Genomic DNA, 13,160 nt, shown 5'->3' with positions numbered 1-13,160 from the left:
GAATGCGAGCGAAATATCCATATTTTTCCTAAAGAATAAACCCCGTTATGAGATTTTGGAAAGAAAGACACGCTAGAAAAGGTGTAAATATAAAACTTTGTAAAATATGCGTTGACAAGCTTTTTGACGGATGATATTATGTGACAGTCCCCTTTTTGGAGGTGCACGATGTCTCTGGAGAAATTGCGCACGGCACGCTCGGTTGCCGGAATTCATCAAGTATGCAAGGCTGTGCTCAGCGGCGAGGCGGAGACGGTGTTCATCGCTGCGGATGTCGACGATCGTGTGCTTGGGCCGCTGCTTGCGGCCTGCAGAGAAAAGGGAATCGCGCCGGAGCGCACGGCGACGAAGGCAGAGCTCGGTGAGCGGGCGCGCCTCGATGTCAGCGCTGCGGCGGTGGCTACACTACGGTAAAAACGCAGGCGCTGCGTTTTCATACAAAAAAGAAGTGAACGACGACAAAGGAAGGAGGTGCAGTATGCCAACGATCAATCAGCTCATTCGCAAGAGCCGGAAGAGCCTTGAGGAGAAATCGAAAGCACCAGCACTGAAGAACAGCCCGCAGAAGCGCGGCGTCTGCACGCGTGTCTATACATCCACGCCGAAGAAGCCGAACTCTGCTCTTAGAAAGGTTGCTCGTGTTCGCCTGACGAACAGCATCGAGGTGACCGCATATATCCCAGGAATCGGGCACAATCTGCAGGAGCACAGCGTCGTCCTCATTCGCGGCGGTCGTGTGAAGGATCTGCCAGGTGTTCGCTACCATATCATTCGCGGTTCACTCGATACCGCAGGAGTCCAGGATCGCGCACAGGGGCGCTCGAAGTACGGTGCGAAACGCGCGAAGAAGAAGTAAGGAAGTATATCGTTAGGAGGTTGGGCTATGCCACGTAAGGGCCCCGTGCCGAAGCGGGATGTTCTGCCGGATCCGGTATATCATTCCAAGACGGTGACGAAGTTTATCAACAAGGTTATGCTCTCGGGCAAGAAGAGTGTTGCACAGCGCGTTGTCTATGACGCGTTTGACACGATTCGCGAAAAGACGGGACAGGATCCTCTCGAGGTGTTCGAGACGGCGCTGCGCAACGTCATGCCTGTGCTCGAGGTCAAGGCGCGCCGCGTCGGCGGTGCCAACTATCAGGTTCCGGTCGAGGTTCGTCCGGATCGACGCATGACACTCGGCATCCGCTGGCTCGTCAGTTATGCGCGTCTGCGCGGCGAGAAGACGATGGATGCGCGCCTCTCGGCAGAGCTGATGGATGCTGCAAACAATACGGGCGCAGCGATCAAGAAGAAGGAAGATACGCACAAGATGGCGGAGGCCAACAAGGCATTCGCACATTATCGCTGGTAATAATATCTGCCGGCAGTGTAAGGAGCGATAGGAAACAGTGGCAAGAGAATATTCCCTTGAAAAAACGCGGAATATCGGCATCATGGCACACATTGATGCCGGGAAGACGACGACCACAGAGCGCATTCTCTTCTACACGGGCGTAACGCACAAGATCGGCGAGGTTCATGAGGGCGCTGCCACCATGGACTGGATGGTTCAGGAACAGGAACGCGGCATTACGATTACGTCGGCGGCGACGACCTGCCACTGGAAAGACCATCGCATCAATATCATTGATACGCCGGGTCACGTTGACTTTACGGTCGAGGTAGAGCGCTCGCTGCGCGTGCTGGACGGCACAGTCGCAGTTTTGACCGCCCGCGGTGGCGTTGAGCCGCAGACGGAGACGGTCTGGCGTCAGGCAGAGCGTTACAATGTCCCGCGTATGGCGTATGTCAACAAGATGGACATCACAGGCGCCGATTTCTTCAATGTTATGGATATGATGCGCGAGCGTCTCAATGCGAACCCGGTAGCGATTCAGCTGCCGATCGGTGCAGAGGACGAATTCAAAGGCATCATCGACCTCGTGAAGATGGACGCGATCGTCTATGAGGATGACCTCGGCAAGGTAACCGATGAGGTCGAGATCCCGGCTGAGTACAAGGAACAGGCGGAAGAGTACCGCGACAAACTCCTCGAGGCGTGCGCTGAGGTGGACGACGAGCTGATGGAGAAATACCTCGGCGGTGAGGAGGTCACGGAGGAGGAAATCCGCCGCGCGATCCGCAAGGCGACGATTGCCTGCGAGATGACCCCGGTGACCTGCGGTACTTCGTACCGCAACAAGGGGGTTCAGCCCCTGCTCGACGCCATTGTCGACTACATGCCCGCACCGACGGATATCCCGCCGATTGCAGGCGTCAACCCGGATACGGGAGAGGCAGACAGCCGTCCGGCTTCCGATACGGCACCGTTCTCGGCACTCGCGTTCAAAATCATGACGGACCCGTTCGTCGGAAAACTCGCGTTCTTCCGCGTTTACTCCGGCACGCTGAATTCCGGCTCCTACGTTTTTAACGCGACGAAGGACAACAAGGAACGCATCGGCCGCATCCTCCAGATGCACGCGAACAACCGCAAGGAGATCGACGTGGTTTACAGCGGAGACATTGCGGCGGCTGTCGGACTCAAGAACACGACGACGGGCGATACGCTCTGCGATGAGAACAACCCGATCATCCTCGAGTCGATGGAGTTCCCGGATCCGGTTATCTCCGTTGCGGTTGAGCCTGCGACGAAGAATGACCAGGAGAAGATGGGCATCGCGCTCCAGAAACTTGCCGAGGAAGATCCGACGTTCCGCGTTCATACGGATGCGGAGACGGGACAGGTCATCATCTCAGGCATGGGCGAGCTGCATCTGCAGATCATCGTTGACCGCATGCTCCGCGAGTTCAAGGTCGACTGCAAGGTCGGCGAGCCGCAGGTTGCATACCGCGAGACGATCCGCAAGTCCGTCAAGGCAGAGGGCAAGTTCGTCCGTCAGTCCGGCGGTCACGGACAGTACGGACACTGCTGGCTCGAGCTCATCCCGCAGGAGGCGGGCGAGGGCTTCAGCTTCGAGAACAAGGTCGTCGGCGGCGTGATTCCGAAGGAATTCATCAATCCGATCGAGGCCGGTGTTCGTCAGGCCATGGAGGGCGGCGTCGTCGCCGGCTATCCAATGGTCGACATCAAGGTCATCGTCTACGATGGTTCGTTCCATGAAGTCGACTCGTCCGAGGCGGCATTCAAGGTGGCAGGTTCGATGGCGTTCAAGGCCGGCGCTGAGAAGGCAAACCCGGTCCTTCTCGAGCCGTACGTCAAGGTCGAGGTCACGGTGCCGGAGGAGTACATGGGCGACGTGATCGGCGATCTGAACTCGCGCCGCGGGCGCATTGACGGCATGGAGCCGCGCAACGGCGTACAGGTCATCAACGCCTACGTTCCGCTTTCGGAGATGTTCGGCTATTCGACGGATCTCCGTTCCAAAACTCAGGGCCGCGGGAACTACTCGATGGAGGTTTCCTTCTACGATGAAGTTCCTAAGAATATAGCTGACGCTGTAGTCGCCAAGAACAAAGGCGAATAAGGAGGCAATTTTAAATGGCAAAGGAAAAATTTAACCGCAGCAAGCCCCATGTCAACATCGGCACGATCGGCCACGTTGACCACGGCAAGACGACGCTGACGGCTGCGATCACGAAGGTTCTCTCCGAGAAGGGCTATGCGAAGTTCGAGGACTATGCGGACATCGACAAGGCTCCGGAGGAGCGCGAGCGCGGCATCACGATCAATACGGCACACGTGGAGTACGAGACGGACAACCGTCACTATGCGCACGTTGACTGCCCGGGCCATGCGGACTATGTCAAGAACATGATTACGGGTGCTGCGCAGATGGACGGCGCGATCCTCGTTGTCTCCGCAGCTGACGGCCCGATGCCCCAGACGCGTGAGCACATCCTGCTCGCTCGTCAGGTCGGCGTTCCGGCGCTTGTCGTCTTCCTCAACAAGGTTGACCAAGTGGATGACCCCGAGCTCCTCGAACTCGTTGAGATGGAAGTACGCGAGCTGCTCTCGCAGTATGAGTTCCCCGGCGACGACATCCCCGTCATCGCAGGCTCTGCACTCAAGGCGCTCGAGGGCGACGAGGCGATGAAGGCGAAGATCCTCGAGCTCATGGATGCGGTTGATTCGTACATCCCGACACCGACTCGCGACACGGAGAAGCCGTTCCTCATGCCGGTTGAGGACGTGTTCACCATCACGGGTCGCGGCACGGTCGCAACGGGCCGTGTGGAGCGCGGCGAGCTGAAGCTGAACGATACGGTTGAGATCGTCGGCCTTCAGGATGAGGCGCGCAGCACAGTTGTTACGGGCATCGAGATGTTCCGCAAGTTGCTCGACAGCGCGGTTGCGGGCGACAACATCGGCGCACTTCTGCGCGGCGTGGACCGCAAGGACATCGAGCGCGGACAGGTTCTCGCAAAGCCGGGCTCTATCAACCCGCACACGAAGTTCAAGGCGCAGGTTTACGTCCTGACGAAAGAGGAGGGCGGCCGTCATACGCCGTTCTTCACGAACTATCGTCCTCAGTTCTACTTCCGTACGACGGACGTGACGGGTGTTGTCCGTCTCCCCGAGGGCACCGAGATGGTCATGCCCGGTGATAACGTCGAGATGGAAGTCGAGCTCATCACCCCGATCGCGATCGAGCAGGGCCTCCGCTTCGCTATCCGCGAGGGCGGACATACGGTCGGCGCGGGTCGTGTTACGGCGATTGAGGGCTAATAAAATAGCTGATTGATATTCCCAAAGAGGAGGAGCGGCGCTCGCGTCGCTCCTTTTCGAGGGAAATGACGGTTTGACGAAAAGTCCGACTGAAATTTCCCGATGGGGAATATGATAAAACTTCTTTTCATCTTTTGGAATCATACGACAGACGACGTACTCCATGCGATGACATGGCAGATGGCTATGCCCCGGCGGGGCAGAGGGAACTGCCGTGGAGAAATGTTTGGGGCGGGACCCCGGACGAAGGAGGAAAACTACTTTGGCGAAACAGCAGAAAATCAGAATTCGTTTGAAGGCCTATGACCACAAGGCTCTCGACCAGAGTGCGGCGAAGATCGTCGACACGGCGAAGAAGACGGGCGCAATGGTCTCCGGGCCCATTCCACTTCCGACGGAGAAGAATGTCTACACGATTCTCCGTTCTCCGCACGTCAACAAGGATTCGCGCGAGCAGTTTGAGATGCGCACGCACAAGCGTCTCATCGACATCCTGCAGCCGACGAACAAGACGGTCGATTCGCTCATGCGTCTCGATCTGCCTGCCGGCGTTGACATCGAGATTAAGCTCTAAAATAGGAGGTGGAAGCCTTGGCTAAGGCTATTTTAGGAAGAAAACTGGGCATGACCCAGATCTTCACAGAGGAAGGCCGCGTCGTTCCCGTGACGGTCGTTGAGTCCGGCAACAACTTTGTGCTGCAGAACAAGACCGACGAGACGGACGGCTACAATGCTGTGCAGATCGGGTTCGGCGAGGTAAAGGAGAAGAACGTCAACAAGCCGCTCAAGGGACACTTTGAGAAGGCGGGCGTCAAGGCAGTGCGCTTCATTCGTGAAATGCGCCTCTCGGCTCCTTCGGAATATAATGTAGGCGATACGATCGGCGTAGACATCTTTGCTGCGGGCGATCTCGTCGATGTGGTCGGAACGTCCAAGGGCAAAGGCTTTGCCGGCGGAATCAAGCGCCACAACTTTGCACGCGGTCCCATGGGCCACGGTTCGAAGTCGCACCGCGAGCCGGGCTCGACGGGTGCAATGATCTCCGGTCCCGGCGGACGTGTCCTCAAGGGCAAGAAGCTCCCGGGACGCATGGGCGGCGAGCGTGTCACAGTCCAGCGGCTGACGGTGGTCCGTGTAGACGCCGACCGCAACCTCATCCTCATCAAGGGCGCGATTCCGGGCCCGAAGAAGGGATTTGTCGTCATTAAAGATACCGTAAAGCCTGCAAAGGCAGCGAAAGAATAAGGAAGGGGGAATCGCAGCATGGCGAATGTAGCAGTATATGATATGTCGCACAACCAGGTTGGCGAAATCAGCCTGAACGACGAATTTTTCAATGTCGAAATGAATGCCGGCCTCCTTCATCAGGCGGTTGTCCTCCAGCTCGCATCGCAGCGCCTCGGCACGCATTCCACGAAGACGCGCGGCCTCGTGCGCGGCGGCGGACGCAAGCCTTGGCGTCAGAAGGGCACGGGCCGTGCCCGCGCAGGTTCGACGCGCAGCCCGCTGTGGGTCGGCGGCGGCACGGTCTTTGGACCGCATCCGCGCAAATACGGATTTACGATGCCGCGCAAGCAGCGCCGTCTCGCACTCAAGTGTGCGCTTTCGGACAAGGTCCGTACGGGCGATTTCATCGTCCTCGATCAGCTTGACTTTGATGCACCGAAGACGAAGGCAGCAGTCAAGCTCCTGAGCGATTTCGGCGTGAATGCAAAGAGCCTCTTCATCACGGCGGACGAAGCTGTGAACGTAGAGCGCTCCACCAGCAATATTCCGGGTGTAAAAGCCATCACGGCAAGTGGAATCAATGTCTTTGACATTCTCCATCACGACAAGCTCTTCATTACGAAGGATGCCATCACCCGTATCGAGGAGGTATTCGCATAATGGAAGCACGTGATATTCTCGTTCGCCCGCTCATCACCGAGCGGACGACGCAGCTCATGGCTGAGGGCAAATACGTCTTCGTCGTTGCGAAGGCTGCCAATAAAATCGAGATTGCCAAGGCGGTCTCTGAGATTTTCAAGGTGAAGGTCGCAAAGGTCAATACGGTCAACGTCCTCGGCAAGAAAAAGCGCATGGGCCGTACGCAGGGCAAGCGCCCCGACTACAAGAAGGCCATCGTGAAACTCGCTCCGGGCGAGACCATCGAGTTCTTTGAAGGCTGAGACGAAAGGGAGGTACGAACGTGGCAGTAAAGAGTTTTAAGCCGTATTCTGCCGGCAGACGCTTCATGACGGTCTCTTCCTTCGATGAGATCACGACAGATAAGCCGGAGAAGTCCCTCACCGTCCGCCTGACAAAGACGGGCGGACGCAACCAGCAGGGCAAACTGACCGTGCGCCATCGCGGCGGCGGACACAAGCGGCTCTACCGCATCATTGACTTTAAGCGCACGAAGGACGGAATTCCGGCCCGTGTCGCGACGATCGAATACGATCCGAACCGCAGTGCGCGCATCGCGCTGCTGAACTACGCAGACGGCGAGAAGCGCTACATCCTCGCACCGAACGGCCTCAAGGTCGGCGATGTTGTGGAGTCGGGTGCCGAGGCTGACATCAAGCCGGGGAACACGCTTCCGCTCAAGAATATCCCGCTCGGTACGGTTATTCATGCCATAGAGCTCAAGATCGGCAAGGGCGCGCAGCTGGCACGCAGTGCGGGCACATCGGCACAGCTCATGGCGAAGGAAGGCGACTACGCGCTTCTGCGTCTGCCGTCCGGTGAGATCCGCCGTGTGCACATCAACTGTCGTGCAACGATCGGCGAGGTCGGGAACCTCGAACATGAGAACATCACCATCGGCAAGGCGGGCCGCAGCCGCTGGCTCGGACGCCGTCCGGAGACGCGCGGTATTGCGATGAACCCGAATGACCATCCGCACGGCGGCGGCGAGGGCCGTTCGCCGGTCGGACGCAAGAGCCCGATGACGAAGTGGGGCAAGATTGCGATGGGCAAGAAGACGCGCCGCAAGAAGAAGGCGTCGAATCGTCTGATTGTTCACCGCCGTAAGTAATTAACGGCTCATGAGGGCGGCACCCATCTTGGGCATCTTTTCCGCCCTGCCTGCGGACAGCAAATCCTCCACATAGCATAATCTATGCGTCCGGTTTGCTGCCTTGACAGAACGAAAAATTTGCTCCAATCTGAGCACCGCCCAAGAAAGCGGTATAGCATCGTAACTTGCAGATAGAACCTCGTCGGATTGATTACAGTCCGGCGAAAGGAGGAAAAACTTTGTCAAGATCGATTAAGAAAGGGCCCTTCGTCGCAGAGAGCCTGATGAAGAAGATCGAGGCGCTCAACGAGAAGAACGAGAAGAAGGTTGTGCGCACATGGTCGCGCAGCTCCACGATCTTCCCGGATTTCGTTGGACATACGATCGCTGTCCATGACGGACGCAAGCATGTTCCTGTCTACGTGACGGAGGACATGGTCGGACATAAACTCGGCGAATTTGCGCCGACACGTACATTCAAAGGTCACGCAGGCGAAGAGCGCAAGACCTCGCTGCGCTGATAGAGAGGAGGACGATTCGTGGCACAGGAAGTAAAGGCTACCGCCAAATACATCCGTATCGCACCGCGCAAGGTTCGCATTGTTATGAACCTCGTGCGCGGCAAGAGCGTTGCTGACGCTCTTGCAATCCTGAAGTTCACGCCGAAGATCGGCGCGGATGCCGTGGAGAAGGTGCTCCGCTCTGCTGTTGCAAACGCGGAGAACAACTTCGACATGGATGTGGACCGACTGTTCATTTCCTCAGCTTTCGTTGACCAGGGACCGACCTTGAAGCGCATTCATCCGCGTTCGCGCGGGCAGGCGTTCAAGATTTTGAAGCACACGTCCCATATCACGGTTGCCGTAAACGAAAAGTAATAGGGAGGGAAACAGTTTGGGTCAGAAAGTAAATCCCCATGGCATTCGCCTTGGCATCGTCAAGGATTGGGATGCCCGCTGGTACGCAGACAAAGACTTCGCGCAGAATCTGCATGAGGACATCAAAATTCGCGATTACCTCAAGAAGAGCCTCCAGACCGCAGGTGTTCCCCGCGTGGAGACGGAGCGCAGCAAGAACCGCCTGAAGCTCACGATCCATACGGCAAAGCCGGGTATGGTCATCGGACGCGGCGGCTCGGGCATCGAGCAGATCAAAGAGGGACTCAAGAACCTCACGGATAAGCGCGTTGACATCAATATTGCAGAGATCAAGCAGCCGGACCTCGACGCGACGCTCGTCGCAGAGAACATTGCGGCACAGCTTGAGCGCCGCATCGCATTCCGCCGTGCGATGAAGCAGGCGGTCGGACGCACGATGCGTCTCGGTGCAAAGGGCATTAAGATCGCCGTCAGCGGTCGTCTCGGCGGTGCGGAAATCGCACGCCGCGAGTCCTACCGCGAGGGAAGCATTCCTCTGCACACACTGCGTGCAGACATCGACTACGGCACAGCTGAGGCACACACGACCTACGGCCGTATCGGCATCAAAGTCTGGATCTTCAAGGGCGAGGTGCTCCACGACAAGAAGCAGCAGTCAAGAAACGGTAAGGAAAGGAGCGAGGCGTAATGTTACTCCCAAAGCGCGTAAAGTACCGCAAGCAGTTCCGCGGACGCATGAAGGGCAAGGCACAGCGCGGCAACACGGTCAGCCATGGCCAGTACGGTCTCGTCGCTCTGGAGCCGGCATGGATTACAAACCGCCAGATCGAGGCTGCGCGTATCGCGATGACGCGTTACATCAAGCGCGGCGGCAAGGTCTGGATCAAGATTTTCCCGGATAAGCCGGTTACGGCGAAGCCGGCGGAGACCCGCATGGGTTCCGGCAAGGGCTCGCCCGAGTACTGGGTCGCTGTCGTAAAGCCGGGCCGCGTCCTCTTTGAGATGGACGGCGTGGCGCGCGACGTTGCAGCAGAGGCGATGCGTCTCGCGGGGCACAAGCTCCCGATCAAGACGAAGTTCGTCGTACGCGAAGAAGTAGAGGGCGGTGAAGTGAATGAAGGTTGATGAGATCCGCGGCCTGAGCGCCGACGAGCTCACGGAAAAACTTGCGTCGCTCAAGGAAGAGCTCTTTGGCCTCCGTTTTCAGCACGCCACCGGACAGCTCGATAACCCGATGCGTATCAAGGACGTAAAGAAGACGATTGCCCGCATCAAGACCATTCAGCGCGAGCAGGCAAACGCCTAAGTCTCAGTTATAACAACTGGTGAAAGAGCCCTGCCGGATTCACACAGATTTTTCGTCCTGTCAAGGAAACAATCCGAACGCAGAGTGCGGCTCTGCAGAGATTTGTTGACGCAGAGAGGCCGGAAAAGAAGAAGGCGGGATGATACGCAGGAAGGAGGCTCATACACACATGAGCGATAGAAACGTACGCAAAGTGAGAGTCGGCAAGGTCGTATCCGACAAGATGGAAAAGACCGTTGTCGTGGCTGTCGAGGAGCTCGAGCAGCATAAAATGTATAAGAAGCCGGTCAAGAAGACGGTAAAGTTCCACGCGCATGACGAGAAGAACGACGCGCATGTCGGCGACCGCGTATCCATCATGGAGACGCGTCCGCTCTCCAAGACGAAGCGCTGGCGCGTGGTCGAGATCGTCGAGCGCGCAAAGTAAGGAGGAAATGGATCAATGATACAGCAGGAAACAATCCTGAATGTCGGCGATAACACAGGAGCGAAGGAAATCCTCTGCATTCGCGTACTGGGCGGCTCGTACCGCAAGTATGCCAACATCGGCGATGTTATCGTCGCCTCCGTCAAGGCGGCAGCGCCGGGCGGCACGGTGAAGAAGGGCGATGTTGTCAAGGCCGTCGTCGTCCGCAGCGTCAAGGGCCTGCGCCGTCCGGACGGTTCTTACATCCGTTTCGACGAGAACGCAGCTGTCCTCATCAAGGACGATCACACCCCGCGCGGAACGCGTATTTTCGGACCTGTTGCACGCGAGCTGCGCGAGAAGGATTTTATGAAGATCGTCTCGCTCGCTCCCGAAGTTCTTTAAGGAGGAGGTGTTATTTTGTCGCTGGCAAAACTGAACGTCAAGAAGGGCGATACCGTCGTCGTTCTTTCCGGTAAGGATAAGGGAAAGCAGGGCAAGGTCATCGAGGCGCAGCCGAAGAAGGGCAAAGTCATCGTTGAGGGCGTCAACAAGGTGAAGCGTCACACGAAGCCCAGCCAGAGTGCACCGCAGGGCGGTATTATCACGAAGGAAGCACCGCTGTTTGCAAGCAAGGTGCAGCTGGTCTGCCCCGCATGCGGCAAGGCAACGCGCGTTGCGCACCGCATCGTCGGCGAGCGCAAGGTGCGCGCCTGCAAGAAGTGCGGCGAGCCCATCGAGCAGTAATCTTCAGCGGAAAGGAGGAATACGCAAAGTGGAAAGACTCAAGGAAAAGTATCAGAAGGAAGTTGCTCCTGCCCTTACGGAAAAGTTCGGCTATAAGAACGTCATGCAGCTCCCGAAGGTAGAGAAGGTCATCATCAACATGGGCGTCGGCGAGGCCGTCGGCAACCCGAAGGCACTTGACGCCGCCGTGACGGATCTCACTGCCATCTCCGGACAGAAGCCCCAGCTCACGCGCGCGAAGAAATCGCTCGCTGCGTGGAAGCTCCGCGAGGGCATGCCGATCGGCTGCAAGGTTACCCTGCGCGGCACGCGCATGTATCAGTTCCTCGATAAATTCATGAATGTCGCACTTCCGCGCGTCCGCGATTTTCGCGGGGTCAGCGAGAAGGCGTTCGACGGCCGCGGCAATTACGCCGTGGGGCTGCGCGAACAGCTCATTTTCCCCGAAATTGATTACGATAAGATCGACAAGATCCGCGGCATGAACATCGTCATCGTTACGAGCGCGCATACGGACGAGGAGGCAAAAGAGCTCCTGCGTCTTATGGGTATGCCGTTCCGCGCGTAACGGACAAGGAGGAACAACTGTGGCAAAGAAGGCAATGATTGAGAAGTGGAGCAAAGAGCCCAAATTCTCGACGCGCAAATATAACCGCTGCAAAATCTGCGGACGTCCGCACGGCTATATCCGCAAATTTGACATGTGCCGTATCTGCTTCCGTGAGCAGAGTTACAAGGGCGCCATCCCTGGCGTAACGAAGGCAAGCTGGTAATACTGATATAAGGAGGATATCGATTCATGGCAATGACTGATCCTATCGCAGATATGCTGACCCGCATCCGCAACGCGAACTCGGTCTACCACGAGAGCGTGGCGATCCCCGGGTCAAAGGTCAAGACGGCAATTGCCGAGGTCTTGAAAAAGGAAGGCTTCATCAAGGACTACACCTTCCAGGAGGACGGCAAGCAGGGCGTCCTCACCGTCACGCTGAAGTATGGAGCAAAGCGTGAACACGTCATCTCCGGCCTGAAGCGCGTTTCCAAGCCCGGACTTCGTCAGTACGCAAAGCACGATGCGCTCCCGCGCGTCTACGGCGGCCTCGGCATCTCCGTGATCTCCACTTCAAAGGGGATCATGAGCGACAAGGATGCAAGGAAAGCCGGCCTCGGCGGCGAAGTTCTCGCATTCGTATGGTAATGCACAGGCAGGAGGTGTAACAATGTCAAGAATTGGAAGAGCACCGATTCACATTCCGTCTGGCGTTACCGTCACGGTCGGTGCGAATAACCTCGTGAAAGTGAAGGGCCCGAAGGGCGAACTTTCGCGTGAAATCCATCCGGATATGAAAATAACCGTCGAGGACGGCGTCGTAACAGTCACGCGTCCTTCGGACGATAAAATGCACAGGTCGCTCCACGGCCTCTCCCGTGCGCTCATCAACAACATGGTGGTCGGCGTATCGGAGGGCTTTATGAAGACCCTTGAGATCAGCGGCGTCGGCTATCGCGCGGCAAAGCAGGGCAAGAATTTGAACCTCTCGCTCGGCTTCTCGCATCCCGTTGTCATTGAGCCGCCCGCAGGCATCACGTTCGAGTGTCCCTCTGCTACGGTCATCACGATTTCCGGCATCAATAAGGAAACCGTCGGTCAGACTGCAGCTGAGATTCGCGCGCATCGTGAGCCGGAGCCGTATAAGGGCAAGGGCATCAAGTACGCCGGAGAGCATGTCCGCCGCAAGGAAGGCAAAGCCGGCGCGAAGGGCAAGAAATAAGAAGGAGAGGAGTGACACACTGTGCTTATCAAGCAGGATAAGAATAAGGCGCGTCAAAAGCGCCATCTGCGCGTGCGCAACCACATTGCAGGCACTGCGGCCCGTCCGCGTCTCAATGTGTTCCGCAGTCTCAAGAACATCTACGCACAGATCATTGACGATGAAAAGGGCGTGACGCTCGTCTCCGCCAGCTCTAAGGATAAGGACTTCTCGCAGTACGGCGGCAATGTTGAGGCCGCAAAGGCCATCGGCACCGCTGTTGCGAAGAAGGCTCTTGAAAAGGGCATCACCGAGGTCGTCTTTGACCGCGGCGGCTACATCTATCATGGCCGCGTCGCTGCTCTCGCTGAGGCAGCACGCGAGGCCGGTCTGAAATTCTAA

Annotated in this window: 23 protein-coding genes; all 23 read left to right on the top strand. The window is 57.4% G+C overall.

Annotated elements, in window-relative coordinates:
• Positions 1 to 168: 168 nt before the first annotated feature.
• The 23 genes from HMPREF7545_RS05570 to rplR all read left to right on the top strand — a co-directional run bounded on the left by HMPREF7545_RS05570 (position 169) and on the right by rplR (position 13,160).
• Entirely contained in the window at positions 169 to 414 is a 246-nt protein-coding gene (locus HMPREF7545_RS05570; RefSeq protein WP_006694713.1) for a ribosomal L7Ae/L30e/S12e/Gadd45 family protein, read from the top strand.
• A gap of 64 nt (positions 415 to 478) precedes the next feature.
• The gene (gene rpsL / locus HMPREF7545_RS05565; protein WP_006307578.1) at positions 479 to 856 is read left to right on the top strand and encodes a 30S ribosomal protein S12; all 378 of its coding nucleotides are present in this window, start codon (positions 479 to 481) and stop codon (positions 854 to 856) included.
• Positions 857 to 883: 27 nt separating this feature from the next.
• Positions 884 to 1,354 carry a 30S ribosomal protein S7 gene (gene rpsG / locus HMPREF7545_RS05560; protein ID WP_006694712.1) on the top strand — a complete coding sequence of 157 codons (471 nt, stop codon included), beginning with the start codon at positions 884 to 886 and terminating at the stop codon, positions 1,352 to 1,354.
• A 37-nt stretch (positions 1,355 to 1,391) separates the two neighbouring features.
• Positions 1,392 to 3,470, top strand: a complete 2,079-nt coding sequence (gene fusA / locus HMPREF7545_RS05555; RefSeq protein ID WP_006695836.1) for an elongation factor G — start codon at positions 1,392 to 1,394, stop codon at positions 3,468 to 3,470.
• Positions 3,471 to 3,484: 14 nt separating this feature from the next.
• Positions 3,485 to 4,672: an elongation factor Tu gene (gene tuf, locus HMPREF7545_RS05550; RefSeq protein WP_006694710.1), complete on the top strand. Its 1,188-nt coding sequence runs from the start codon at positions 3,485 to 3,487 to the stop codon at positions 4,670 to 4,672.
• Between the two features lie 262 nt (positions 4,673 to 4,934).
• Positions 4,935 to 5,246, top strand: coding sequence for a 30S ribosomal protein S10 (gene rpsJ / locus HMPREF7545_RS05545; RefSeq protein WP_006695835.1), 312 nt, complete (start codon positions 4,935 to 4,937; stop codon positions 5,244 to 5,246).
• A 17-nt stretch (positions 5,247 to 5,263) separates the two neighbouring features.
• Positions 5,264 to 5,917, top strand: coding sequence for a 50S ribosomal protein L3 (gene rplC / locus HMPREF7545_RS05540; RefSeq protein WP_006695834.1), 654 nt, complete (start codon positions 5,264 to 5,266; stop codon positions 5,915 to 5,917).
• A gap of 18 nt (positions 5,918 to 5,935) precedes the next feature.
• Positions 5,936 to 6,559 carry a 50S ribosomal protein L4 gene (rplD, locus tag HMPREF7545_RS05535; RefSeq protein WP_006694705.1) on the top strand — a complete coding sequence of 208 codons (624 nt, stop codon included), beginning with the start codon at positions 5,936 to 5,938 and terminating at the stop codon, positions 6,557 to 6,559.
• Entirely contained in the window at positions 6,559 to 6,840 is a 282-nt protein-coding gene (gene rplW, locus HMPREF7545_RS05530) for a 50S ribosomal protein L23 (RefSeq protein WP_006694704.1), read from the top strand. Before rplD ends, rplW begins: the two co-directional genes overlap by 1 nt.
• A gap of 20 nt (positions 6,841 to 6,860) precedes the next feature.
• Complete coding sequence (rplB, locus tag HMPREF7545_RS05525; protein WP_040571229.1) at positions 6,861 to 7,688, top strand: 50S ribosomal protein L2; 828 nt, start codon at positions 6,861 to 6,863, stop codon at positions 7,686 to 7,688.
• 221 nt (positions 7,689 to 7,909) lie between these two features.
• Positions 7,910 to 8,191 (top strand): 30S ribosomal protein S19, encoded by a 282-nt coding sequence (gene rpsS / locus HMPREF7545_RS05520; protein WP_006695832.1) that lies wholly within the window; start codon positions 7,910 to 7,912, stop codon positions 8,189 to 8,191.
• Between the two features lie 18 nt (positions 8,192 to 8,209).
• A complete protein-coding gene (gene rplV, locus HMPREF7545_RS05515; RefSeq protein WP_006694701.1) occupies positions 8,210 to 8,548 on the top strand; it encodes a 50S ribosomal protein L22 in 339 nt (112 codons plus the stop codon).
• Positions 8,549 to 8,564: 16 nt separating this feature from the next.
• Positions 8,565 to 9,236 (top strand): 30S ribosomal protein S3, encoded by a 672-nt coding sequence (gene rpsC, locus HMPREF7545_RS05510; RefSeq protein WP_006694700.1) that lies wholly within the window; start codon positions 8,565 to 8,567, stop codon positions 9,234 to 9,236.
• Complete coding sequence (rplP, locus tag HMPREF7545_RS05505) at positions 9,236 to 9,673, top strand: 50S ribosomal protein L16 (RefSeq protein ID WP_006307554.1); 438 nt, start codon at positions 9,236 to 9,238, stop codon at positions 9,671 to 9,673. The genes rpsC and rplP overlap by 1 nt, the downstream gene beginning before the upstream one ends.
• Positions 9,663 to 9,854: a 50S ribosomal protein L29 gene (gene rpmC / locus HMPREF7545_RS05500; protein ID WP_006307553.1), complete on the top strand. Its 192-nt coding sequence runs from the start codon at positions 9,663 to 9,665 to the stop codon at positions 9,852 to 9,854. Before rplP ends, rpmC begins: the two co-directional genes overlap by 11 nt.
• 169 nt (positions 9,855 to 10,023) lie before the next feature.
• Positions 10,024 to 10,281 carry a 30S ribosomal protein S17 gene (rpsQ, locus tag HMPREF7545_RS05495; protein WP_006695831.1) on the top strand — a complete coding sequence of 86 codons (258 nt, stop codon included), beginning with the start codon at positions 10,024 to 10,026 and terminating at the stop codon, positions 10,279 to 10,281.
• 15 nt (positions 10,282 to 10,296) lie between these two features.
• Entirely contained in the window at positions 10,297 to 10,665 is a 369-nt protein-coding gene (gene rplN, locus HMPREF7545_RS05490) for a 50S ribosomal protein L14 (RefSeq protein ID WP_006694697.1), read from the top strand.
• 15 nt (positions 10,666 to 10,680) lie between these two features.
• The gene (gene rplX, locus HMPREF7545_RS05485; protein ID WP_006694696.1) at positions 10,681 to 11,007 is read left to right on the top strand and encodes a 50S ribosomal protein L24; all 327 of its coding nucleotides are present in this window, start codon (positions 10,681 to 10,683) and stop codon (positions 11,005 to 11,007) included.
• Positions 11,008 to 11,035: 28 nt separating this feature from the next.
• Complete coding sequence (gene rplE, locus HMPREF7545_RS05480) at positions 11,036 to 11,575, top strand: 50S ribosomal protein L5 (protein WP_006694695.1); 540 nt, start codon at positions 11,036 to 11,038, stop codon at positions 11,573 to 11,575.
• 19 nt (positions 11,576 to 11,594) lie between these two features.
• A complete protein-coding gene (locus HMPREF7545_RS05475; protein WP_006307548.1) occupies positions 11,595 to 11,780 on the top strand; it encodes a type Z 30S ribosomal protein S14 in 186 nt (61 codons plus the stop codon).
• A gap of 26 nt (positions 11,781 to 11,806) precedes the next feature.
• Positions 11,807 to 12,205, top strand: a complete 399-nt coding sequence (gene rpsH / locus HMPREF7545_RS05470; RefSeq protein WP_006694694.1) for a 30S ribosomal protein S8 — start codon at positions 11,807 to 11,809, stop codon at positions 12,203 to 12,205.
• A gap of 22 nt (positions 12,206 to 12,227) precedes the next feature.
• Complete coding sequence (gene rplF / locus HMPREF7545_RS05465) at positions 12,228 to 12,779, top strand: 50S ribosomal protein L6 (protein WP_006694693.1); 552 nt, start codon at positions 12,228 to 12,230, stop codon at positions 12,777 to 12,779.
• 21 nt (positions 12,780 to 12,800) lie between these two features.
• A complete protein-coding gene (gene rplR / locus HMPREF7545_RS05460; RefSeq protein ID WP_006694692.1) occupies positions 12,801 to 13,160 on the top strand; it encodes a 50S ribosomal protein L18 in 360 nt (119 codons plus the stop codon).

The sequence above is a fragment of the Centipeda noxia ATCC 43541 genome (assembly GCF_000160555.1).
Lineage (GTDB): Bacteria > Bacillota > Negativicutes > Selenomonadales > Selenomonadaceae > Centipeda > Centipeda noxia.
The sequence above is the reverse complement of the archived record's forward strand: the minus strand, read 5'-3'. Positions and strand labels throughout refer to the sequence as shown.